This is a genomic window from Streptomyces sp. WMMC500 (assembly GCF_027497195.1).
In the GTDB taxonomy this organism is placed as follows: Bacteria; Actinomycetota; Actinomycetes; order Streptomycetales; family Streptomycetaceae; genus Streptomyces.
This window is the reverse complement of sequence record NZ_CP114905.1, coordinates 3193833-3217002: the sequence shown is the minus strand read 5'-3', so window position 1 is coordinate 3217002 and position 23170 is coordinate 3193833. Positions and strand designations below refer to the sequence as shown.

The 23170-nt window shown below is 72.2% G+C and carries 19 protein-coding genes; 9 read left to right on the top strand and 10 right to left on the bottom strand.

The window, feature by feature from the left end; translation table 11 throughout:
• The first annotated feature begins 53 nt into the window (after nucleotides 1-53).
• Together O7599_RS13320 and O7599_RS13315 are read left to right on the top strand one after the other, a co-directional pair.
• Nucleotides 54-920 (top strand): hypothetical protein, encoded by an 867-nt coding sequence (locus O7599_RS13320; protein WP_281622366.1) that lies wholly within the window; start codon nucleotides 54-56, stop codon nucleotides 918-920.
• A complete protein-coding gene (locus O7599_RS13315; RefSeq protein WP_281622365.1) occupies nucleotides 904-2181 on the top strand; it encodes a hypothetical protein in 1278 nt (425 codons plus the stop codon). Before O7599_RS13320 ends, O7599_RS13315 begins: the two co-directional genes overlap by 17 nt.
• 459 nt (nucleotides 2182-2640) lie before the next feature.
• Here O7599_RS13315 and O7599_RS13310 read toward each other — a convergent pair whose 3' ends face one another.
• From O7599_RS13310 to O7599_RS13300, 3 genes are all read right to left on the bottom strand, one after another.
• Nucleotides 2641-4665 (bottom strand): ATP-binding SpoIIE family protein phosphatase, encoded by a 2025-nt coding sequence (locus O7599_RS13310; protein ID WP_281622364.1) that lies wholly within the window; start codon nucleotides 4663-4665, stop codon nucleotides 2641-2643.
• A gap of 120 nt (nucleotides 4666-4785) precedes the next feature.
• Complete coding sequence (locus O7599_RS13305) at nucleotides 4786-5517, bottom strand: DUF402 domain-containing protein (RefSeq protein WP_281622363.1); 732 nt, start codon at nucleotides 5515-5517, stop codon at nucleotides 4786-4788.
• A 24-nt stretch (nucleotides 5518-5541) separates the two neighbouring features.
• Nucleotides 5542-6978, bottom strand: coding sequence for a class II fumarate hydratase (locus tag O7599_RS13300; protein WP_281622362.1), 1437 nt, complete (start codon nucleotides 6976-6978; stop codon nucleotides 5542-5544).
• A 261-nt stretch (nucleotides 6979-7239) separates the two neighbouring features.
• Here O7599_RS13300 and O7599_RS13295 point away from each other — a divergent pair, with 261 nt between their 5' ends.
• Nucleotides 7240-7935, top strand: a complete 696-nt coding sequence (locus O7599_RS13295) for a hypothetical protein (protein WP_281622361.1) — start codon at nucleotides 7240-7242, stop codon at nucleotides 7933-7935.
• Nucleotides 7936-8059: 124 nt separating this feature from the next.
• Here O7599_RS13295 and O7599_RS13290 read toward each other — a convergent pair whose 3' ends face one another.
• The gene (locus O7599_RS13290; RefSeq protein WP_281622360.1) at nucleotides 8060-9778 is read right to left on the bottom strand and encodes a fumarate hydratase; all 1719 of its coding nucleotides are present in this window, start codon (nucleotides 9776-9778) and stop codon (nucleotides 8060-8062) included.
• Between the two features lie 116 nt (nucleotides 9779-9894).
• Here O7599_RS13290 and O7599_RS13285 point away from each other — a divergent pair, with 116 nt between their 5' ends.
• Both O7599_RS13285 and O7599_RS13280 read left to right on the top strand, forming a co-directional pair.
• Nucleotides 9895-10584: a DUF1707 domain-containing protein gene (locus O7599_RS13285; protein ID WP_281622359.1), complete on the top strand. Its 690-nt coding sequence runs from the start codon at nucleotides 9895-9897 to the stop codon at nucleotides 10582-10584.
• Nucleotides 10585-10784: 200 nt separating this feature from the next.
• The gene (locus O7599_RS13280; RefSeq protein ID WP_018834542.1) at nucleotides 10785-11150 is read left to right on the top strand and encodes a WhiB family transcriptional regulator; all 366 of its coding nucleotides are present in this window, start codon (nucleotides 10785-10787) and stop codon (nucleotides 11148-11150) included.
• 130 nt (nucleotides 11151-11280) lie between these two features.
• Here O7599_RS13280 and glpX read toward each other — a convergent pair whose 3' ends face one another.
• On the bottom strand, nucleotides 11281-12327 hold the full coding sequence (gene glpX / locus O7599_RS13275; RefSeq protein WP_281622358.1) for a class II fructose-bisphosphatase: 1047 nt from the start codon (nucleotides 12325-12327) through the stop codon (nucleotides 11281-11283).
• A 198-nt stretch (nucleotides 12328-12525) separates the two neighbouring features.
• Between glpX and O7599_RS13270 the strand changes: the two genes are divergently transcribed.
• Nucleotides 12526-13035, top strand: a complete 510-nt coding sequence (locus O7599_RS13270; protein ID WP_281622357.1) for a DUF4245 domain-containing protein — start codon at nucleotides 12526-12528, stop codon at nucleotides 13033-13035.
• 119 nt (nucleotides 13036-13154) lie between these two features.
• Here O7599_RS13270 and O7599_RS13265 read toward each other — a convergent pair whose 3' ends face one another.
• Together O7599_RS13265 and xseA are read right to left on the bottom strand one after the other, a co-directional pair.
• Entirely contained in the window at nucleotides 13155-13460 is a 306-nt protein-coding gene (locus tag O7599_RS13265; protein ID WP_281622356.1) for an exodeoxyribonuclease VII small subunit, read from the bottom strand.
• A 21-nt stretch (nucleotides 13461-13481) separates the two neighbouring features.
• Entirely contained in the window at nucleotides 13482-14693 is a 1212-nt protein-coding gene (xseA, locus tag O7599_RS13260; protein WP_281622355.1) for an exodeoxyribonuclease VII large subunit, read from the bottom strand.
• A 105-nt stretch (nucleotides 14694-14798) separates the two neighbouring features.
• On the opposite strand from xseA, the gene O7599_RS13255 reads away from it, so the two are divergent.
• Nucleotides 14799-15800, top strand: a complete 1002-nt coding sequence (locus O7599_RS13255; protein ID WP_281622354.1) for a 4-hydroxy-3-methylbut-2-enyl diphosphate reductase — start codon at nucleotides 14799-14801, stop codon at nucleotides 15798-15800.
• Here O7599_RS13255 and O7599_RS13250 read toward each other — a convergent pair.
• Complete coding sequence (locus O7599_RS13250) at nucleotides 15721-16335, bottom strand: DUF6542 domain-containing protein (RefSeq protein ID WP_281622353.1); 615 nt, start codon at nucleotides 16333-16335, stop codon at nucleotides 15721-15723. The two genes, O7599_RS13255 and O7599_RS13250, sit on opposite strands and share 80 nt — an antisense overlap.
• Before the next feature lie 299 nt (nucleotides 16336-16634).
• On the opposite strand from O7599_RS13250, the gene ychF reads away from it, so the two are divergent.
• Entirely contained in the window at nucleotides 16635-17723 is a 1089-nt protein-coding gene (ychF, locus tag O7599_RS13245) for a redox-regulated ATPase YchF (protein ID WP_281622352.1), read from the top strand.
• Nucleotides 17724-18307: 584 nt separating this feature from the next.
• Nucleotides 18308-20251, top strand: a complete 1944-nt coding sequence (locus O7599_RS13240) for a serine/threonine-protein kinase (protein WP_281622351.1) — start codon at nucleotides 18308-18310, stop codon at nucleotides 20249-20251.
• Nucleotides 20252-20488: 237 nt separating this feature from the next.
• Here the strand turns inward: O7599_RS13240 and O7599_RS13235 are convergent, their stop codons facing one another.
• The gene (locus O7599_RS13235) at nucleotides 20489-20974 is read right to left on the bottom strand and encodes a hypothetical protein (protein WP_281622350.1); all 486 of its coding nucleotides are present in this window, start codon (nucleotides 20972-20974) and stop codon (nucleotides 20489-20491) included.
• Between the two features lie 424 nt (nucleotides 20975-21398).
• A complete protein-coding gene (locus O7599_RS13230) occupies nucleotides 21399-23108 on the bottom strand; it encodes an extracellular solute-binding protein (protein WP_281622349.1) in 1710 nt (569 codons plus the stop codon).
• Nucleotides 23109-23170 lie beyond the last annotated feature (62 nt).

Genomic DNA, 23170 nt, shown 5'->3' with positions numbered 1-23170 from the left:
AGACGCCGGCATCACCGTCCCCGTGTCACCCCCACGAACGACAGGAGACAGCGATGTCCACTATGCGAGTCGTGTCCGCGGCCGGAGCCGGCGGACTGCTCGTCGCCGCCCTCGCGCTGACCGGAGGCCCCGCGCAGGCGGCGGAGCCGGGCCCGGCGGCGGGCGCAGCCGGTGCGGCCGATGCGGCCGGTGCGTACAAGGAGCGCACCGACACCCTGCCGGCCGAGCGGCTGACGGCGCAGCAGCAGCGGCTGCTGGCCGAGAAGTCGGCCGCGGCGCAGGGCGCGGCGCGGCAGTCGGCGCAGCGGTACGCCGCGAGCGGCGACGCCGGGGCGGCGGCGATCGTCTCCTCCGGCGCCGTACAGCAGTCGCAGATCAACTCCTACTACTGCGGCCCCGCCACCCTCGTGATCACGCAGTCCGCGCGCGACGAGGTCGGCAACAGGTCCCAGACGCAGGCCGGCAGCGAGCTTCGTACGAACTCCTCCGGGACCGCCTGGTACGGCATCAACGCGAACGTCCCCAACCCGACCGGCTATCCCGTCCCCGACGTGCTCAACCACCGCCTGCCCGGCGCCGGCTACGTGCCGAAGGCGCTGCCGTACACGCCGAGCGCGACGGACAAGGCCAACTTCCGCGACCACCTCGTGCACAACACGTCCGGCGACTACGCCATCGCGGGCAACGCCTGGGAGGTCGTCGGCGGGCCGCACCTCGTCGGGCACCCGAACCGGGAGATATTCCACTGGGTGTCGATCGACGGCCACAGCGACGACGGCGCGCGCACCGCGCAGTACCGCGACCCGGTGGGCGGGGTGCCGACGAGCGTCATCTCGTGGGCTGGCAGCGTGCCGCGTACGGCGACCATCTCGTCGGACACCCTCACCACCATCATGGGCGGTCGTGGGTACGTCTGGTGAGCCCCGGCCCGTCGCGCTCCGCGCCCGCGGCGTAGCCGCCGCGCTGGGTGCGGCCGTCCTCCTGGCGGGCACGCCCGCGTGCTCGTCGGGAGGCGGCGACGGCGACGGTCCTTCGCGTACGCGCACGGCGGCGCCTTCCACGGCGGCGCCGCCGACCGGAGAGCCCGTACGGGACCGGGCGTGCGAGGTGGCGCTGCCGGACGGGTGGTCGGACGCGCTGGCGGACGGGCGGGTCCCGGCGCCCCGGGGGGAGCGGACGGTGCTCACCGAGGTCGGCCCGGGGGCCGGGTGGGCGGTGCTGCAGTCGACGGCGGCCGCGTCGGCTTCGGCGTCGGGGGACGGGCGGTCGGTCGTGCTGCGGGAGGGGGACGAGCAGCGGTCGGTGATGCGCCTCGCCGACCCGGTGGAACACCAGTTGGGCAGCGCGGACTTCGACGGGCGGTGGCTGGTTTTCGACGTCGTCGAGGGCCGGCGCCTGGAGAGCCTCTGGACGCTCTACGCCTGGGACGCGACGACCGGGCGGCGGGAGGCGGTCGCGGAGGCGGCGGCGGAGGCGGCGGAAGGCGGGCAGAGCGCGGTGCCGGGGCCGTTCGTGCAGGCGGTGGTGCGGTCGGGGCGGCTGTTCTGGGCGCAGGGCACGGGCGGCGGCCGCTCGGCGGTGTACGCACGGGACCTGGGCCCCGGCGGCGAGCGGCGGACGGTGTACGAGGGCGTCGTCGACACGCCGTTCGCGGCGGGCGGCCTGCTGGTGTGGCTGCGCCAGGGGGAGTCTTCCTCGGGCCGGCCGGAGACCCGCCTCGCGGCGGTCTCGATGGACACAATGCGCCGCGCGGAGCTGCCGGGCCCGATCGCGGGCCTGCGCAACGTCCGGTACGTGGCGTCGGACGGCCGTACGTGGGCGTGGGCGGGCGGCGACGCGGACCGCCCGCGGCTGTACGTGTGGCGCGAGGGCTGGCCGAAGCCGCTGGCGCTGGTCCGGGGCGAGGGCGGCGGGGCGGTGCCGGAGCCGGAGCTGGGGGGCATCGACCAGGTGGGGGTGAGCGGGGAGGTGGTGACGTGGCGTACGACGGAGGCGGCGTGGGCACTGGACCTGCGCTCGCGGTCGTACACGCGGATCACGCCACGGTACGGGTACGCGCTGGCGCGGGACGGCGGGCTGGGGGTGGCGTACCCGGAGGGGGAGGCGAAGGCGGCGGAGGCAAAGGACGTCGTCCAACTCACCCGAACCTCGACACTGCCCCCGCTGCCGGGTTGCGGCTGAGGGGCAATTCCCCCACCCCGCCCCTCCGCGAACCCGGGGCTCCGCCCCGGGACCCCGAACGCGGGCACCTGCGGCGCCGGCCCGCGGGGCTCTGGACCCGGGCGCCTTTCGGCGCCGGCCCCGGGCTCTGCCCCGGACCCCGCCGCCCGCGCCTGCGGCGCGGGACAGCAGGGTCCGCGGGCGGCGTGCTCGGCCGGCGCCGAAGGCGCTCGGGCCGGGGGTCTCGGGGGCGGAGCCCCTGAACTTCGGGAAGGGGAGCTGCCCGCCGCCCGGTCCGCGGGCGGCGCGCTCGGCCGGCGCCGCAGGTGCTCGGGCCCGGGGGGTCTCGGGGGGCGGAGCCCCCCGAGTTTCGGGAAGGGGCGGGGTCGGGGAAACACCCCCTGCCGGGGCCCAGCGCGTACGGCCGTAGCCACAGACCGGGCAGCCCCAGCCGCTGCCCACGGCGTCGGCCGCGCCACCTCAGATCTCGAACCACACCACCTTGCCCACACTCAGGCGCTCCGCGCCCCAGTGCCGGGCCAGCTTGTTGACCAGGAACATCCCCCGGCCCCCCTCGTCCGCCGGCCCCGCCCGCCGCATCCGCGGCAACTGCGGGACGTCGTCCACCACCTCGCACCGCAGCCTGTCCGTGTGCACCAGGCGCAGCGTCACCGGCCGCTGGGCGTAGCGGACCGCGTTCGTCACCACCTCGCTCACCAGCAGCTCCACGATGTCCGTCAGCTCCTCAAGGCCCCAGCCCGCCAGCGCCCCCCGCGCCAGCGACCGCGCCTCGCGCGGCGCCTGCGCCCGCGGGTCCAGCGACCACTGCGCCGCCGCGCTCGGCGCTATGCCGTCGAGCCGCGCCGCCAGCAGGGCGATGTCGTCGTCGCGGTCGCCCGGGCCGAGGACGTCCAGCACCTCGTCGCAGAGCGGCTCCAGCGGCGGCGGGTTGCCGGGGCCGGTGAGCGCCGCCGTGCGGGTCAGACGGGCGCACAACTGGTCGATGCCCGTGGAGACGTCCATCAGCCGGGATTCGACCAGACCGTCCGTGTACAGCAGCAGCGTCGAGCCCTGCGGCGCCTGCAGCTCCACCGCCTCGAAGCCCACACCGCCCACGCCGATCGGCGCCCCCGGCGGTACGTCCAGCACCTCGCTGGCGCCGTCGCGGCGGAGCAGCACGGGCGGCGGGTGGCCGGCGTTGGAGGCGGTGAGCGTGTGCGCGATCGGGTCGTAGACGGCGTACAGGCACGTGGCCATGCGGTCGTCGCCGAGGCGCTGCGCCTGCTCGTCGAGGTGGTGCAGCACCTCCTGGGGCGGCAGGTCGAGCTGGGCGAGCGTCTGCGCCGCGGTACGCAACTGGCCCATGATCGCCGCCGAAGTCACCGAGTGGCCCATGACGTCGCCGACGACGAGCGCGACCCGGCTGCCGGGCAGCGGGATGGCGTCGTACCAGTCGCCGCCGACCCGCGCGGTCTCGGCCGCGGGCCGGTAGCGGCTGGCGAGGCGGACGCCGGTGGGCTCCGGCAGGTACTCGGGCAGCATCGTGCGCTGCAACTGGTCCGCGATGTACGCCTCGCGGTCGTAGATCACCGCTTTGTCGACACCGAGGGCCGTGTGCGTGGCCAGTTGGGCGGCGATCAGCAGGTCGTCCTGCCCGTACGCGGGCCGCGCCGGACCCCGTACGAGCACCGCCACCCCGATCACCCGGCGCCGGCCGCGCAGCGGGGCGACGATGGTGCGCTTGTCGGCCGGCGCGTTCGCCAGCGGGCTCTCGCGGCCCAGCAGTTCGATGAGCGCGGCGCGGGCGGCCAGCGTCTCGCCGAACACCGGGCGGACGCCGCGCAGCACTTCGAGCAGCGCCCCGGCCCGTACGACGTCGACCTGCTCGGCCGCGCCCAGACCCGGCGCCTCCGGCTCCGCCGCCGCGGGCAGCAGCCGGCTGCCGCCCATGCTGTCGACGTCCTCCACGCCGTCGGTGATCCGGTCCGTCCGCCGCAGCCGCAGCCGGAACGGCTCCGTCGGCTGCTCGTCGCCGACCGGCAGCGGGTCGCGCAGGTAGACGAGGATCGCGTCGGCGAAGGACGGGACGACGGAGCGGCACAGGCCGAGGACGATCTCGTCCAGGTCGATGCCCCGGGCGATCCGGCGGGTCGCCGCGCCGAGGAACCGCAGCCGCGCCGACGCGGCGTCCTCCTCGGGCGGCCGGCCCGCCGCACGGCCCGGCTCCGCGTCGTGGCCGGCGCCCGGCTGAGGGCGCGGCCGGCCGCCGCTGGGCGTGTCGTCGGCCCCCTGGTGCGCCGGCACGCCGCCCGTGGCGTCCGCCGGGGACGTCGCGGGCTGCGCCGCCTTCGCGCGGTGCAGGGAGTCACGCGGGTCGGGGATGGCGTCGCCGGAACCCGCGGTGGCCGCGGTCGGCGCCACCGCCTCGTCCGTGCCGGAGGCGGCAAGGGTGTTGCCGGACTCCGTCCGCTCGGCGGCTGCCCGCCGCCTGTCGCGCTCCGTCACGTGTCGGTACCGTCCATCCGGCCGTTCCACCCAAGTCTCCACAGGGCGGGTTGAGTTGTGGGCACTGCGGTGCTGTGGACGTCGATCCTACGTTTGACCTACCGGGGCGCAGCAAGAGGCTCATGAAGACAAGCGCGCCGGCGTGCGGTCCCAATCCGCCGGAAGAAGCGGAACTGTCCACTTCGGGTCGGGCCGCCAGCGCTCCCATTCTGCCGAGAACGGCGGCCCCCACGCCCCGACCGCGTCGACCGCCCGCAGGCCGGCGTCACGTACGGCCGCGGCCCGCGCGGCCGACATCAGCCCCGCCCGCTGCGCGGCGGCGAACTCGTCCTCGTCCCGCCACTCCCACGAGCGGTCCGGGTGGACGACGAGATCCAGGTAGTGGTCCTCGGAGTCGACGCCCCCGGCCCAGCGCACCCGGGGCGCTTCGAGGTTGACGTAGAAGGACCTGAAGGTCCAGTCGTTTTCCCAGAACAGCCAGACGGACCACGGCTCGCCGGGCCGGGCCAGCTTCAGCACCCCGGCGCCGGACCAGCGGGTGCGCAGCGGCCGGTGCGGCTTGGTGTAGCGGGTGGCCAGCGGCTCGCGGTGCAGCTCGGTGCCGTCGGCGAGCACGGGGCGTACGCACTCGGTGTCCGGCGCCACCCAGACGGCGAGCGTCTCTGCGTCGTCGCGGACGACGGTCACCGGGCGGCAGACGGCCACGGTACGGCCCAGCCGGCCGGCGCCGCCGGCCGTCCCGGGCGTCCTGGGCTTCCCGGCGCGGTAGCGCCAGAGGATGTGGTCTCCGGGCGTCCACCGGCCGCCTGAGGCGTTCTCGGCGCTGTCAAGCGTCGCGTCTGGCCCGTGCATCCGACGATGGTATCGAGCGGCGCCTCACGGCCGGGTCATCCTCAGCACGTCCAGGGCGGCGTCCAACTGCTCCTCCGTGAGCAGCCCGCGCTCGACGTACCCGCCCTCGAGGACCACCTCGCGGATCGTCTTGCGCTCGGCCAGCGATTTCTTCGCGACCTCGGCCGCCTCCTCGTAGCCCAGGTACCGGTTGAGCGGCGTGACGACGGACGGAGAGGACTCCGCGTACTCGCGGGCGCGGCCCGCGTGCGCCGTGATGCCGTCGACCGCACGGTCGGCGAGCAGGCGTGCGGCGTTGGCCAGCAGCCGGACGGACTCCAGCACGTTGCGGGCGAGGACGGGCAGCATCACGTTCAACTCGAAGTTGCCGGAGGCGCCGGCGGTGGTGACCGTCACGTCGTTCCCGACGACCTGGGCGCAGACCATCAGCACCGCCTCGGGGATCACCGGGTTCACCTTGCCCGGCATGATCGACGAGCCGGGCTGGAGGTCGGGCAGGGCGATCTCGGCCAGACCCGTGCGCGGCCCCGAGCCCATCCAGCGCAGGTCGTTGCAGATCTTGGTGAGCCCGACCGCGATGGTGCGCAACTGGCCCGAGGTCTCCACCAGGCCGTCGCGGGCCCCCTGCGCCTCGAAGTGGTCGCGGGCCTCGGTCAGGGGCAGCCCGGTGGCGCGCGCCACCTCGGCGATGACGGCGGCGGCGAAGCCGGGCGGGGTGTTGATGCCCGTACCGACCGCGGTGCCGCCGAGGGGCAGCTCCGCCAGCCGCGGCAGCGAGGCGTGCAGCCGCTCGACGCCGGTGCCGACCTGGGCGGCGTAGCCCGCGAACTCCTGGCCGAGGGTGACGGGCGTGGCGTCCATCAGGTGCGTACGCCCCGACTTCACCACCTCCGCGAACTCCTCCGCCTTGCCCGCGAGCGCCGCCTGGAGGTGCGTCAGCGCGGGGATCAGGTCCTGCACGACCGCGCCGGTGGCGGCGATGTGGATGGAGGAGGGGAACGTGTCGTTCGACGACTGGCTGGCGTTGACGTGGTCGTTGGGGTGGACCACCGGTCCACCGGGGCCCAGCTTCTCCTGCGCGAGGGTGGCCAGCACCTCGTTCATGTTCATGTTCGACGACGTGCCGGAGCCGGTCTGGAAGACGTCGACCGGGAACTCGGCGTCCCAGCGGCCCGCCGCGACCTCCTCCGCCGCCGCCTGCACGGCTACGGCGATCTCCTGGTCGAGCACGCCCAGCTCGGCGTTGACCTTCGCCGCGGCGGCCTTGATCCGGGCCAGCGCGGCGATGTGCGCGGACTCCAGGCGCAGCCCGGAGACCGGGAAGTTCTCCACGGCGCGCTGCGTCTGGGCGCGCCACTTGGCGCCCGCGGGGACGCGGACCTCGCCCATCGAGTCGTGCTCGGTGCGGAAGCCGTCGGATGCGGGGCGTTCTGCCGGGGACCGGTCAGCGGGCTGGCTCATGGTGCCGAGGATACGACCGCCCACCGACACCGCCCGTGCGCCGAACGGTGGATTCGGCGGGGACGGGCGCGGACTTGCCGCCGCATCTGCCGCGGGCGCGGACGGGGGCGCGGTGGAATCGACCCGGCGGACAGAAATCAGAAGACAACGGAAGAAATCAGAAGAACCAAGGAATCAGAAGAGACCGGAAGTGGCCGGAAGACATCGGACTCCATCAGAAGGGTTCGGCGGACAGCGGCCGGGATCGGCCCGAGGAGTGACGTGACGACCAGCCTTCGCACCCGTCGTTTCCGCAGCGGAGTACGCGCCGCCGCGCTCGCCTGCGCCCTGCTCGCCGCCGCGGCGCAGCCGGCCGGCGCCGCCCGGCAGCAGGACGACGGAGGGGACGACAAGGGGAAGGACGTGCCGGGGGTGACGGGACCCGCGATGAAGATCGCCATCGACAACGCGCGCAAGACCTCGGGCCCGGGCCAGGAGGCGACGTACACCATCCGCGTCTCCAGCCTCCAGGACAGGCCGATCGAGGGCATCATCGTGCGGCAGACGCTGCCGGACGGCATGGAACTGGTCGAGCCGGGCGCTGGCGGCAGGGTGCGGGGTGGCCGCGAGGTGAGCTGGACGGCGGACGTCAAGGGGCACAAGCACGTCGAGTTCACCGCGCGGACGCGCGTCGCGGAAGGGGCGCCGAAGACGGGCGAGATGGCCGCGACGGCGTGCGCGTACGAGAAGGGCGCGGAGACCGCGGTGGTGTGCGCGCCGGACATCGACAAGCTGACCGACGCGCCGGCGCGCACCGGCGACGACGGCCGGGGCGGTGACCGCGACGCCGGGCCGCAGGCGGCGGGCGGCTCCGGGAGCGCCGCGGCGTACGGGCTGGGCGCGGGCGTGCTGCTGCTGGGCGGCGGGGGCGTGCTGTTCGCGCTGCGCCGCCGGGCGGTGGCCGCGCGGCGCGGCTGAGGGCACGGGCGTACCGCCCGGCTCGTACGCCCGCGAGGGGCGCCCGGCGCGGGCCGGCCGCCCCGCGCCGCGCGCATGCGCCGGCATGCGCGGCATGCGCCGGTACGCGCCGATTCGCGCGGGGTTACGGCTTCGCCGCGCCCCGCACGGGGATGCTCGTCACGAACGGCTTGGCCGGACCGGGGTCGGTGAAGAAGTCGTTCCCCTTGTCGTCGACCACAACGAACGCCGGGAAGTCCGCAACCTCGATCTTCCAGACCGCCTCCATGCCCAGCTCCTCGTACTCCAGGACCTCGACCTTCTTGATGCAGTCCTGCGCCAGCCGCGCCGCGGGGCCGCCGATCGAGCCCAGGTAGAAGCCGCCGTGCGCCGCGCAGGCGTCGGTGACCTGCCGGGAGCGGTTGCCCTTGGCCAGCATCACCAGCGAGCCGCCCGCCGCCTGGAACTGCTCGACGTACGCGTCCATCCGCCCCGCCGTCGTCGGCCCGAAGGAGCCGGAGGCGTAGCCCTCGGGGGTCTTGGCCGGGCCGGCGTAGTACACGGGGTGGTCCTTCAGGTACTGCGGCATCTCCTCGCCCGCGTCCAGGCGCTCCTTGATCTTCGCGTGCGCGATGTCGCGCGCCACGACGAGCGGGCCCGTCAGTGACAGCCGGGTCTTGACCGGATACTTCGTCAGCTCCGCCCGCACCTCGGCCATCGGCCGGGCGAGGTCGATCCGTACCGCCTCGTCCATGGAGCCACCGGACCCCGTGGCGCCCGCGGTCAGCTCCGCCGCGGTGGTGTCCGGCAGGAAGCGCGCCGGGTCGTGCTCCAGTTGCTCCAGGAAGACGCCCTCGGCCGTGATCTTCGCCAGCGCCTGCCGGTCCGCGGAGCAGGACACCGCGATGGCCACCGGGCAGGACGCGCCGTGCCGCGGCAGCCGGACGACGCGCACGTCGTGGCAGAAGTACTTGCCGCCGAACTGCGCGCCGATGCCGAGCGTCTGGGTCAGCTCGAAGACCTTCGCCTCCAGTCCGGTGTCGCGGAAACCGTGGCCGGCCGGCGAACCCTCGGTGGGCAGCGAGTCGAGATAGTGCGCGGAGGCGTACTTCGCGGTCTTGAGCGCGTACTCGGCGGAGGTGCCGCCGACGACGATCGCCAGGTGGTACGGCGGGCAGGCGGCCGTACCCAGGGAGCGGATCTTCTCCTCCAGGAAGCGGAGCATCGACGCCTCGTTGAGTACGGCCTTCGTCTCCTGGTAGAGGAACGACTTGTTGGCGCTGCCGCCGCCCTTGGCCATGAAGAGGAACTTGTACGCGTCCCCGTCGGTGGCGTAGAGCTCCACCTGCGCCGGCAGGTTGGTGCCGGTGTTCTTCTCCTCCCACATGGTCAGCGGCGCCATCTGGGAGTAGCGCAGGTTGAGCTTGGTGTACGCGTCGTACACCCCGCCCGACAGCGCCTCCTCGTCCCGTCCCGCGGTCAGTACGTGCTGCCCGCGTTTGCCCATGACGATCGCCGTGCCCGTGTCCTGGCACATCGGCAGGACGCCCGCCGCCGAGATGTTCGCGTTCTTCAGCAGGTCGAGCGCGACGAACTTGTCGTTGGGCGACGCCTCGGGGTCGTCGCAGATGGCGCGCAGTTGGGCGAGGTGGGCGGGGCGCAGGTAGTGCGAGATGTCGTGCATCGCCTCGGCGGCGAGCAGCCGCAGCGCCTCCGGCGCGACCTCCAGGAACGTACGCCCGCCGGCCTCGACCGTGCGCACGCCCTCCTTTGTCAGCAGCCGGTACGTCGTGGTGTCCGCGCCGAGCGGCAGGAGGTCGGTGTACGGGAACGCGGGGCTGGCGGGGCGGGCGGTGGCTGTCATCGCGTTCCTTCTCGGTCGGCCGGCGGCGGCTGTGCGCCTCCCAGGTTAGGACGCCAGTAGAGGGGCCTCGTGGTGGGGCCTAGTCACGATGTATCGCGTTTGGTTACGCTGGTCCCGTGGACGAGACCCCGCGCGACAGCGCCCCCGTGCCCGCCGCCCCGCCGTCGCTGTCGAAGAAGCCGGTCGCGGAGGGAGAGCTGCGCGCCTCCGACGCCGACCGCGACCGGGTGGCCGACATCCTCCGCGAGGCGCTCGCCGAGGGGCGGCTGGACCCGGAGGAGCACGCCGAGCGGATCGACGGCGTCTACAACGCCAAGACCGTGGGCGAACTGGAGCCGCTCGTCCGCGACCTGCCCGTCGGCCGGCGCGCGGCCGGACCCGCGGCGGCGCCGCCCCCGCCGCCGTACCCGGAGCCGCAGTCGCAGACCCTCGTCGCGATCTTCAGCGGCTCGGCGCGCAAGGGGCGCTGGAGCGTGGGGCGCAGGACGTCGGCGTTCGCGCTCTTCGGCGGCGTCGACATCGACCTGACCGAGGCGGTCTTCCACCAGCAGGAGATCCTCATCAACGCGACCGCCGTCTTCGGCGGCGTCGACATCAAGGTCCCGGAGAACGTCTCGCTGCGCGGCTCCGGCACGGCCATATTCGGGGGCTTCGACGTGCACGCGCAGGAGGCGGACGACCCGCGTGCGCCGGTGGTGGTCGTCACCGGCTTCGCTCTCTTCGGAGGGGTGGACGCGAAGGGCAAGAAGGGCAAGTTTCTGAAGAACCTGACCGACCGGATGCGCAAACACGGCCTCGGACACTGACCCTGTTCCACCCCTCCCAACTGCCCCCGCAGACACCCGAGGAGCACCTCCATCCCGGGTGGCCACCGGGCGCATAAGCGCGCGCACAGCGGGTAGAGCACGTGCATCGTCTCCTCCGTACGGCTGCAGGTGCGAACGGTCGTACGCCTTACGAGACAGCTTTGTCCCTGATCCGCCAACGCCGTCGTCAGGAGTGGACCGTGCTGCAGTCCCACCAGCAGTCCCTGCAGGAAGCCCGGGTGCCGATCCAGCGCTCCGGACGGCGGGAAGAGGGGGATCCCTGGCACACGGAGGCCGTGTGCCGGCGGGACGAGGCCGCGCTGTTCTTTGCTCCGTCGAAGGAGCCGACCGCCGACCGCCTGTCGCGCGAGGCCGCCGCGAAGCGCGTCTGCGCGCGCTGTCCCGTGATGGTCGAGTGCCGGGAGCACGCGCTGCTGCTGCCCGAGCCGTACGGCGTGTGGGGCGGGCTCACGGCGGCGGAGCGGCGGGTCGTGCAGGCGCGGCGCAGGCGGCGCGAGACCGCGGAGAAGCTGACCGCCCCGCGGGGGATAGCGCAGGCGGGCTGAGGGCGGCCCGCGGGGGTCTGGACAAACGGTTCTGCCGGGGCGTCGTCCGTACGGCGCCCGCCCTCCCGCGCGCCGTACGCGCCCGCCTTTCGCGCCGCTGCCGGGCCCGCCGGGTTCCGGGCCCGTGCCGCTACTGGGCCCGGTCGAAGTCGATCGAGCTGTACGCGCGCAGCTTCGACAGCCGGTGCTCCGACTCGATCTGCCGGATCGTGCCGCTCTTCGACCGCATCACCAGCGACTGCGTGAACGCCCGGTCGGCGCGGTAGCGCACGCCGCGCAGCAGTTCCCCGTCGGTGATCCCGGTGGCCACGAAGAACACGTTCTCGCCGCGGACCAGGTCGTCGATCAGCAGCGTGCGGTCCAGGTCGTGCCCGGCGTCCAGTGCCCGCCGCCGCTCGTCGTCGTCCCGCGGCCACAGCCGGCCCTGGAACGTGCCGCCCAGGCACTTCATCGCGCACGCCGCGATGACGGCCTCCGGGGTGCCGCCGACGCCCAGCAGCAGGTCGACGCCGGTGCCGTCGCGGGCGGTCATGATGGCGCCGGCGACGTCGCCGTCGGAGATGAACTTGATCCGCGCCCCGGCCTCGCGGACCTCCTGCACCAGCCCGTCGTGGCGCGGCCGGTCCAGCACGCAGACGGTGACGTCCTGCGCGGTGCCGCCCTTGGCCTTGGCGACGCGGCGGACGTTCGCGGCGACGGGGGCGTTGATGTCGACGTACTCGGCGGCCTCGGGGCCGGTGGCGAGCTTGTCCATGTAGAAGACCGCGGACGGGTCGAACATGCACCCCCGCTCGGCGACGGCCAGCACGGAGACGGCGTTGCCCATGCCCTTGGCCGTGAGCGTGGTGCCGTCGACCGGATCGACGGCCACGTCGCACTCGGGTCCGGTGCCGTCGCCGACGTGCTCGCCGTTGAAGAGCATCGGGGCGTGGTCCTTCTCGCCCTCGCCGATCACGACGACGCCGTTCATCGAGACCGTGCTGACCAGGGTGCGCATGGCGCGTACCGCGGCGCCGTCGGCGCCGTTCTTGTCGCCGCGGCCGACCCAGCGGCCGGAGGCCATCGCGCCGGCCTCGGTGACCCGGACCAGCTCCAGGGCGAGGTTGCGGTCGGGGGCCTCGGGGGCCACCTCCAGTTGCTCGGGCAGATGGTGGTTCGTCTCGGGAGACTGCGGCATCCGTGAGGACCTTTCCGCTCGGTCGACGGCCGGAGAGGGCGGGAGGGGCCGTCCGAGCTTATCGGTTGACCGCCATTATGAGCAGACCGCCCCTCGGATGAGCGGGTCGATTCCTCCGCCGTCCGCCGGGCGCCCGCCCCCCGGGGACGGGCTGGTCGCGCGATGAGGGACCATGGAGGGGTGGCAGACAGGAACAGTATGCGGACTGTGCGCAATCTGGTGGGCGCACTGACGGTCACCTGCGGGGTGTCGCTGATCGTCTACTGGGGCGTCCTGCCCCGGGAGGGCGACGGCAACGAGCTGGAGGCCGTCTCCTACAGCCAGGAACTGGGCCAGGCCCGCCGCGCCGCGCCGTTCCCGGTCGTCGCGCCGGTGGGGCTGCCGGACGACTGGCGGGCCAACTCCGTGACGTACCGCGCGACCGGCGACCACGGCACGACGTGGCACCTGGGCTTCGTCACGTCCGACGACGAGTACGTGGCGGTGGAGCAGGGGAGCGAGAAACCCGACCGCTTCATCCGCAGCGTCACCCAGCACGCGCGGCCGACAGGCGACAACCGGCCGGTGGCGGGCGAGGAGTGGGCGCACTACCAGGGCAAGTCGTACGACGCGCTGGTGCTCAAGGGCGAGGACGTGACGACCGTGGTCACCGGCACGGCGAGCCTGGAGCAGATGGAGCAGATGGCGGCGGCGCTGAAGGAGAAGTGAGCGGACGGCGCGGGCCCGGAGTCCGTACGGAAGGGACCCGAGAGCGGGCCCCGGTCCGTGCGCAGGAGCAGTGAGCGCGCCGCGTGGTGCCCGCAGGGCCGAAGGGCCGGCGGGCGCGCTCAGCCCGTACGGTCCGGGGCGACCGACGCGGCCCCGTCCTCTTCGTCCCCGTTCTCCCTGACCTCGACGTCCTCGTCCTCGGCGTCCCCGTCCCCCTCCTCCGACTCCGCCAGTGCCGCGTCGAGCCGCTCGCGGGCGCCGTCGAGCCACTGCCGGCAGATCCGCGCCAGCTCCTCCCCGCGCTCCCACAGCGCCAGGGACTCCTCCAGGGTCGAACCGCCGGACTCCAGCCGGCGCACGACCTCCATCAGCTCGTCCCGCGCCTGCTCGTAGCCGAGAGTCCCCCGGTCCTTCGTCTCTGCCATGGCCCCCACCTTAGGACCCGCCTACGACACCGGGCCGACCGTGACACCGAACTCCCCGTCGGCGACGCGGGCGCGCAGCTCCTCGCCCTCGCTCACCTCGTCCACCGCGCGCACCGCCGCGCCGTCCTGCCGCTGCAGCACCGCGTAACCGCGCTTCAGCGTGGAGGCGGGGGAGAGGGCGACGACCCGGGCGAGGGTGTGCTCCAGCTCGGAGTCCGCGCGGTCCAGCAGATGCGCCAGCGTGCGCCGGGCGCGGGTGAGCACCGCGTCCACGACCTCCGCGCGCTCGTCCACGATCGCGTACGGCTCGGCCATCGCCGGCCGGCTCAGCCACGCCGCGAGCCCGCGCTCCTCGCGGTCCAGCACCCCCGTCAGCACGCGCAGCGCGCGCTGCCGGAGCTGCTCTATCCGCACGTGCTCCTCGCCGACGTCCGGCACGGCGTCCTTGGCGGCGTGCGTGGGCGTGCGGGAACGGAGATCCGCCACGTAGTCCAGCAGGGGGTTGTCCGGCTCGTGGCCGATGGCGGAGACCACCGGCGTACGGCACGCGGCCACGGCCCGTACGAGCTGCTCGTCCGAGAACGGCAGCAGGTCCTCCACGCTGCCGCCGCCCCGCGCGACGATGATGACGTCCACCTCCGGCAGACCGTCCAACTCCTGCACCGCCTTGACGATCTGCGGCACCGCGTGCACTCCCTGCACCGCCACCGGCCGCACCTCGAACCGCACCGCGGGCCACCGGTGCCGCGCCGTCTCCAGCACGTCCCGCTCCGCCGCCGACGCCCGCCCCGTCACCAGCCCGATGCGGCGCGGCAGGAACGGCAGCGGCTTCTTGCGCTCCGGCGCGAACAGCCCCTCGGCGGCCAGCGTCTTCTTCAACCGCTCCAGGCGCACGAGCAGTTCGCCGACGCCGACCGGGCGGATCTCGGCGGCGCGCAGCGAGAGCTGGCCGCTCGGCGCGTACCAGACCGGCTTGGCGAAGACGACGACGCGCGCGCCTTCCTGTATGACGTCCGCCACCTTGTCGAACACGTCGCGGAAGCACGTGACCGTCAGGGAGACCTCCTGCGCCGGGTCGCGCAGCGTCATGAAGACCACGCCGGCGCCCGGCCGCCGCGACAACTGGGTGATCTGCCCCTCCACCCACAGCGCGCCGAGCCGGTCGATCCAGCCGCCGATCTTCCGCGAGACCACCCCGACGGGCATGGGTGTCTCGGCCGTGTTCACCGCCATGACCCGAGCCTAACGGCGGGGTACGACACCCCGGCGGCTCCGGCGGCCGGGTCGCGGGCAGCCGCGCCCTCGAACCGCGCACGGGCTGTTCCGTACCATGGCCGCATGACTGCTTCGAGCACTCCGCAGCCCGCCCGCCGCGTCCTTCTCGCCGCTCCCCGGGGCTACTGCGCCGGCGTGGACCGGGCGGTGATCGCGGTGGAGCAGGCGCTTGAGCAGTACGGCGCACCGGTGTACGTACGGCACGAGATCGTGCACAACAAGTACGTCGTCAAGATGCTGGAGCGCAAGGGCGCGGTCTTCGTCGAGGAGACGGCCGAGGTGCCGCCCGGCAACATCGTGATCTTCTCCGCGCACGGCGTCGCCCCCACCGTCCACGAGGAGGCGAAGCAGGGCCGCCTCGCCACGATCGACGCGACGTGCCCCCTGGTGACGAAGGTGCACAAGGAGGCCGTCCGGTTCGCCAAGGACGACTTCGACATCCTGCTCATCGGCCACGAGGGCCACGAGGAGGTCATCGGCACCTCGGGCGAGGCGCCGGAGCACGTCCAGCTCGTCGACGGCCCGGAGGGCGCCGACCGGATCGAGGTGCGCGACCCGGACAAGGTCGTCTGGCTGTCGCAGACCACGCTGTCGGTGGACGAGACGATGGAGACCGTCGACCGGCTCAAGGGCCGCTTCCCGAACCTGCTGGACCCGCCGAGCGACGACATCTGCTACGCGACGCAGAACCGGCAGGTCGCGGTCAAGCAGGTGGGCGCGGAGTCCGACCTCGTGCTCGTCGTCGGCTCGCAGAACTCGTCGAACTCGAAGCGGCTGGTCGAGGCCGCCCTCGACGCGGGCGCCAAGGCGTCGTATCTGATCGACGGTGCCGAGGAGATCGACGAGGCGTGGCTCGACGGCGTGACCACGGTGGGCGTGACGTCCGGGGCGTCGGTGCCGGAGGTACTCGTCGACGGCCTGCTGGAGTGGCTCGCCGAGCGGGGCTACGCGGACGTGGACGTGGTGCAGCCGGTGGACGAGCGGATCACCTTCTCCCTGCCGAAGGAGCTCCGCCGCGACCTGCGCGCCGAGGCGGCTGCGCTGGGCGGCGGCGCGGCGGACTGACGGGAACGGGCTGGTCGGGCCCGGCCCGCCGGGACCGCGCGGGCGCCCCGGCGGACGACCGGGCCGGGGGCCCACCGGACGTCCCGCCGGAGGTCCCGCCAGGACTGCGCCGTACGGCGAGCAGGGCGAAGTGCCGCAGCAGGGCGAGGGCGCCGGCCAGCAGCGTGCCCCCGTAGAGCCACGGCGCCTCCAGGGCCAGGGTCGTACCGGCGGCCATCACGTGCGAGGTGAGCGCGCCGGAGCCCTCGCCGAGGGCCAGGGTCCCGGCGGCGAAGGCGATGGGCATGGCGATCGGCGCGGCGATGACGTCCGCGGGCCGGATCCACAGCGCGCAGCACACCGAGAGCCCCAGGAACACCACCCCGAAGAACACCGGCGCGGTCCCCAGCACCACCTGCACGAACGCCCCCGTACCCAGCATCACCACCCCGGCCAGCAACCCCCCGCCGGCCGCCGTCAGCCGCGGCCCCGCGGGCCGCAGCAGCGCCCGCAACACCGGCGGCACGGGCCGCCGCACCGCGGCCCGGTACACCACGGCACTCTCCTCCGGCCCGCCACCCGCGACGGGGTCGGGCTCGCGGGCCGGTCGCGGGACGTGAGCCCGCCGTCGCTCTCCGTCATGATCCGTGTTCGTACGGTGATGCTGCATCGCACCACGGTAGGCCCAACGGCAGGTGAAACCCGGTGAGGGGCACAGAATGCGCTCATTCGGAGTGCCGGAGTCCCACAGGAAGCACACACACCGGGCGCGCAGAGCCCCCCGTAGAATCGTCCACGGGTCCCGCCGCGCGCGCCGCGACCCCGTCCCCGTACCTCGTACCGGAAGTCGTTCACGTGTCGCTCACGATCGGAATCGTCGGCCTGCCGAACGTCGGCAAGTCGACCCTCTTCAACGCCCTGACCAAGAACGAGGTGCTGGCGGCCAACTACCCGTTCGCCACCATCGAGCCCAACGTCGGCGTCGTCGGCGTCCCCGACCCCCGCCTGGCCACCCTGGCGGGCATCTTCGACTCCCAGCGCATCCTCCCGGCGACGGTCGACTTCGTCGACATCGCCGGCATCGTGCGCGGCGCGAGCGAGGGCGAGGGCCTGGGCAACAAGTTCCTGGCCAACATCCGCGAGTCCGACGCGATCTGCCAGGTCATCCGCGCCTTCCGGGACGAGAACGTGGTCCACGTGGACGGCAAGGTCTCCCCCAAGGACGACATCGAGACCATCAACACCGAGCTGATCCTCGCCGACCTCCAGACCATCGAGAAGGTCCTCCCGCGGCTCCAGAAGGAATCCCGCATCAAGAAGGACCTGGCCCCCAAGATCACCGCCATCGAGGAGGCCAAGGCCATCCTCGACGCCGGCCAGACCCTCTTCTCCGCCGGCATCGCCCAGGGCACCGACCGCGCCGAACCCCTCCACGACCTGCACCTGCTGACGGCGAAGCCCTTCCTCTACGTCTTCAACGTCGACGAGGACGAACTGACCGACGAGCCCTTCAAGGACGAACAGCGCGCCCTGGTCGCCCCGGCCGAGGCCATCTTCCTCAACGCCAAGCTCGAATCCGAACTCGCGGAACTCGACGAGGCGGACGCCCTGGAACTCCTCCAGTCCGTGGGCCAGCAGGAACCGGGCCTGGTCACCCTGGCCCGCGTCGGCTTCGACACCCTCGGCCTCCAGACCTACCTGACCGCGGGCCCGAAGGAGTCCCGCGCCTGGACCATCAAGAAGGGCGCCACGGCCCCGGAGGCGGCGGGCGTCATCCACACGGACTTCCAGAAGGGCTTCATCAAGGCGGAGGTCATCTCCTTCGACGACCTGGTCACCACAGGCTCGGTCCCGGACGCCCGCGCGGCGGGCAAGGCCCGCATGGAGGGCAAGGACTACGTGATGCGCGACGGCGACGTGGTGGAGTTCCGCTTCAACGTATAGCCCGCGCAATACCGTGGCTCCGGAGAACTAGCAAACCACCAGGTCAGCCGAGGGCGACCCGAATCCGGGCCGCCCCCGTTCGCGCACCGTGGCTGGATTTTGGCTGTATGGTCTGACGACTCGTCACCTGTTGTCATCGTTCGTTCTCCGCACGTTGGCTGGATATCGGCTGGAGAGCGCCGAACGGCGGGGCAACGCAGGGGTGCGGGCGGACGGCGTTTACGCTTGCAGCCGCCCGGTGCATCGGGCATTGCCCCCTGGGGTCCGGCGTATGTGAACGACGACATCGCCGCCCCTGCGGGCCGCCTAGGGACGGGGGCCGGCTGGCCATCCCGTTTCCTCTGAATCGGCGGGCACGGCCGGGCGACGACGAACTCGGCGGACCGCTCCCGAAACGCGGCACCGTGTGGCTGGCGAAGCTGTCATCCAGTCGGTCGTCCGATGACTTCCGGCCAGAATGCGGCTGCCGATAAGGGCGACTGTTGAAAGCGCCGGTAACTCTGCGCACAATCTTCCTTACGCAGTAGGTTCGATCCGGCGCGTGGCGCTGGTCGTGTGTGCAGGGTCGAGCGAGGGGGCACACTTTGCGTTCCGGAGAGGAATTCGCCGACCGCTACGTCCTCAAGGAGGTCATCGGCGCGGGGCGCGGCGGCGATGTGTGGCTGGCACACGACACAGTGGTGGGTCAGGACGTCGCGCTGAAGCCGGAGCGGACGGACGGTGAGGGCGAGACAGCGGTGCGTCGGCTGTTGGGCGAGCCGCGGGCCATGGCCAAGTTCCGCGACCATCCTCACGTCGTGACCCTGTACGACGTCGTCACCGTGGCGCCGGAGCGCGACGACGGCGACGCGGACACGTACTGGTTCGTCATGGAGTACGTGCCCGGCGGCGGCCTGGACGGGCAACCACCGGTCTCCCCCGAACAGGCGGCCCGCATCGGGGCCCAACTCGCCGACGCGCTGGTCGCCCTGCACGAGGAAGGCGTCGTTCACTGCGACGTCAAGCCCGCGAACATCGGCCTCACGCGGCGTGGTGACGCGAAGTTGCTGGACTTCGGAGCGGCCTACCGGGTCGGTGGCAGCGAGACCATCACGTTCAACGGCCCCTTCAGCTACACACCGGACTACGCAGCTCCTGAACTGGCCCGAGGCAGTGTCCCCCGGCCGGTATCGGACGTGTTCTGCCTGGGGGCCACCCTCTACGCCCTGGTCACCGGTACGCCGCCGCGTGGCAGCGAGCCAGGGGAGAGGGAGGGCAACGGCCGCCAGGAGGACGCGGACTCCTGGGAGAACACCCGGAGTCTGAGGCACTTACAGGCCGAGCAGGGGTTCGTCGAGTTGGACGCCGCCGCCGTGGGGCCGCTGTACCCCGCGCTCGCCGCCATGCTCCGACGCAACCCTCGGCAGCGCCCCGATGCCACGGAGGCCAAGCAACTGCTGGAGGACGTCGCCGCAGCCGGCCCTCGAGCCTCAAAGGACACGGCTACCGCGCTCGGGGACGCTGCCGCCGCCGACACCCTCACAAAGCGCCGACGCCGGCCACTGCTCGCAGCCGCGCTCGGTGTCGGTGCTGTGATGGCTCTGGCACTCGTCTTCATCCTCGGCGGCGACGGCGAGGACGGAAAGCCCGCGTCCGAGGACGGCCAGAGCGGGCGGCTGGGGGCGCAGGCCCTGATCGGCAGCCCGCACACGGCGGACGTGTGTGCCCTCGCCGATACCGCCGTTCTCGACCAGTTCGCCGGCGAGGACGTCCGCAAGGATGTGGACTACGGGAACTTCGATCGCTGCGACGTGCTCGTAGGCGTCGACGATGAGATCCGGATTGACGTATCGATCCGCCTCCTTCAGGGCACGCCGCCCCAGGAGGCCAAACCCTTCCGCACGATCGGGAGGATCAACATCGTCGAAGACGAGGCGGAGAACGATGAGTGCAGCCGGCTGCTGACCACCGGCGGCAGCACCGAGGAAACGGTGGTCCAGGTCCGCGTCAACATGGGCGAAGGCTCAGTGAACGGCGGCAACGCCACCCTGTGTACGGTCGCCGAAAGAGCCGCTGCGAGCGCGGCGGAGGTCCTCGACGCCGGTCCGATCCCCCGCCGTGCATCGGCCTACCCGCAAACCTCGCTGGCCTGGGGTAATGCCTGCAAACTCCTCGACGCCACAGCGCTGTCCGTCGTTCCCGGCCTCAGGGCCGACGTGCCGGACGCCGCAATCGCGAACTGGGGCTGCGAGTGGTCCAGCACCATCGACGATCTCGATCTAGACGTGAGCTTCTTCCGGGACCAGCCCAGCTCCGCTCAGGACGGCACGGTCCTCACACTCAGTGGGTATCGCACGGTCGTCAAGACGAACGACGAAGGCGACACCTGTAGCGCGCTCGTCGAGCACCACAGGTACAAGGGCCAGGATGCCGTGACCGCCGCCGAGATGGTACGCCTCGACGTCCACGGCGAGCGTCCCACCGAGGATCTCTGCGGGATGGCGAAGGACCTCGCGGCATCCGCCGCCGCCCGACTCCGCGCGCAATGACGGCAGCCGGCACACGTGCCGTACCCCTGCCCGGCCAGTCGCTCCGTCGTCCACGATGACACGAGGCTCGTGGACTCTGCCTACCCTTGAAGATTCAGAGGTTCGTTCATATGCACAATGTGTTGCTCTGCTGCATCCCCCTTGTGGCGCAGTAAGTGCCACCATCAGGATGACGTGACCGTGGCGGCGTATTCCCCCCGCTCCGCCGGGGAGCAGTGCGGGGGAGGAAGGGGCCCTTTAGTAGCTGATCTTTCCCTGCATTGTGTAGCCGTTCTCGAAGACGCGTACCTGCCCCTCTTGCCGCGGAGGCTTGGGGACGAAGCAGTTCACGTTCAGCGTCCCGCTGGCGTGCGCGAACCGTCCGGTTCCGCCGGTGATCGTGCCGACGGCCCTTGGCGTTGATACGGGGCCGGTCACCGTGAAGGTTCCCGTCAACTGGTCGCCGTTGGCGGCGGTGAATGTCACGGTGCCGCTGCCGTCGATGGTTCCGTCCGCAGAGAGGGTGGCGACGCCCTGCAGGTCGATTGTGTGCTTCCCGAGATGGCTGGCGAATCCCGACTGGTCGCCGGTCAAGGCGCCGGTCGCTGTATTGATGCTGATCGTTCCTGAGCCGCCGCCCCGGATGTGTACGGTTTTGCCGCAGGCATTCGCGGGCGCCGAGGCTAGGAGGAGAGTGGCGAGCGCGAGCAGGGCGGCAAGCGCGATCGCCTTGATCTTCGTCATGAGCGGTTTCCTTTCGTCGCGCGCTCGATTCCCTTTGCATGGACTTCCTGGTCGCGCGATCCATCACCGCTCTACTGAATCTGCCACGGCCTGAGACAGGTCGATTACCACCATTGGTCAAAATGCATCTCTCTGTACGAGGGGATTCCCCCGGATGCACGCAGTCGTGGTGGTTCCGCGTTTGGTTTTTCTCGGGCGCCGCGGATGTTGCCGTGTCTGGTCGGCCGTGGATCACCTGATCGTGCGTCGACCCGACACTGCAGCGTCTTGCCCGGCACGTGGCGATACTGGCCTGGATATCGCTGAACCGGGGCGCTGCGCACGTACTGCCCGCTGCCCCGCCGCCTGGAGGCGAGCGGCGCCGAACCGGTGCCCATCGGGGCGCTGCTCGGCGGCACGTCAGTTCTTCGCCCGTGAGGGTTCGCTACTCGGAGCCGCGGGCCTCCCGGAGTAGCTCCCATCCGGCCTCGGCGGCTTCCCCGGCCACGGCACGCGGGTCGCCCTCGCCGGCCAGCACCTGGTACTCGGTATGCCCGAGGAGCTGCCACGCTGCACGCATCTCCGGCCACGACGGCATCACCTGGCCGTCGTCACATTGAGCGATGTACGGACGCAGCACCGCGTCCCGGGCGGCGACGGTGCCCATCGCCTCCTCCTGTACGGGTACGAGCTGCTGAAGCTTGTTGAGGTCTTCACCCGCGTCCGGCTGGGACAGATAGGAGGTCACCAGGTCGCGTGCCGCGGGAACGTTCGGTGCGTCCCGGTAGATGTAGAAGCCGTACACCGAGACCATCGACACTGCTTGCCTGTCACCCAGCGGAGGTACGGCGGCGACGCTCACGTCCATGCGCCGGTCCTTGATCGAGGCGAGGGCCCGTGACGAGCAGACCAGAAACGGGGCGCGGCCCTCCAGGAAGAGCGGTAATGCTTCCGCGCGGCCGATGTCCGGGTTCAGCGCGCCGCTCCCGCCCGGGCCGGTGCCAAGCTCGCTCAGCCGGACGAACGCGTTCACGAAGTTCTCGCGCCACGCTGAGATGTCCTCGAACCTGTCGGCGCCGCCCGCTTCGGGGGGAGTCCCGCGCAGGCCGAAGAACGTCCCGCCGCAACTGGAGAACAGTGGCCACATGTGGTATGGGTCGCCGGCATTGCCCGCTGGATCAGGGGAGCCGACCTGGAGCGCGACTCCTGCGCCGTCCTCGATTCCCTTGGCTTCGACGGCCGCGTCACCGGCGCGGACGGTCTCGTCGAACGTCGTCGGCATCGGACCGCTGCCCGCAAGCGCGTTGTTGCGGATCAGAGCCACGCTGTCGAAGACGTACGGTATCGCGTAGAGCTGTTCCTGGCTGGTGAGCGCTTCCACAGCGACGGGGGAGATCCGAGCCAGCCCCGCGGGGCTGAAGGGCGGCTCAAGTACCGAGCCTTCCTGTACGACGCGCCCGATCCAGTCATGCGGCCCGGCCACCACATCCGGAACGTGGTAGCCGCGTGGTGGGCGGCCGGTCGCGACGAGTCTGGTGAGCGCTTCTTCCAGCGCCTCGGTGCGGTCGAACGACTCCACCCTGACGGAGACCGCGTACGTTCTGCGGAAAGGACTGGAAGACCCGAAGTACCTCGCCAGAGTGCGAGCCCGGGTCCGCTCCGCCCAGACCACCAGCGACCGCACCCGGTCGAGCCGCTCTTCGTTGAGGGACCAGTAGCCTTTGCCGTCCCGGAAGGTGATCTGTACGTCGTGCGGTGTGCCGTGGTGCCTGGTCGAGGCATCCGCGGGAGACGGACTGGCCCTCGCCGACCGGTGGACGTCGTCGCTCGGCCACAGATGCTCGCCGCCCGCCTTGAGGACGGCGATGTCCTTGCGGGCCGTACGGAGGCGTGCGCCACAGGTGACAGTGAGGACCAACTTCTGGAACGTGGCCGTGGATTCGTTGAGGACGAGGGCACCTGACGAGTCGGGGCCTGAATCGACCTGCCAGCCGATCTTGAGGCCTTTCGCCCGCACCGTCCGCTGGTTGGAACGGATGGCGCGCGTGAGAGCGACTGCTCCTGCGATCAAGGTACCGACGGCGACGATGGTGGAGGCAACGACTTCGACGTTACTCAGTAACGGCAACACCGCCGCGTAGTCAAGTGACCGCATTGCCGCACCATACCCAGGCACCTGCGTCTTCGCGAGAAGTTCGAGGTCGGAGGCTGACTTTG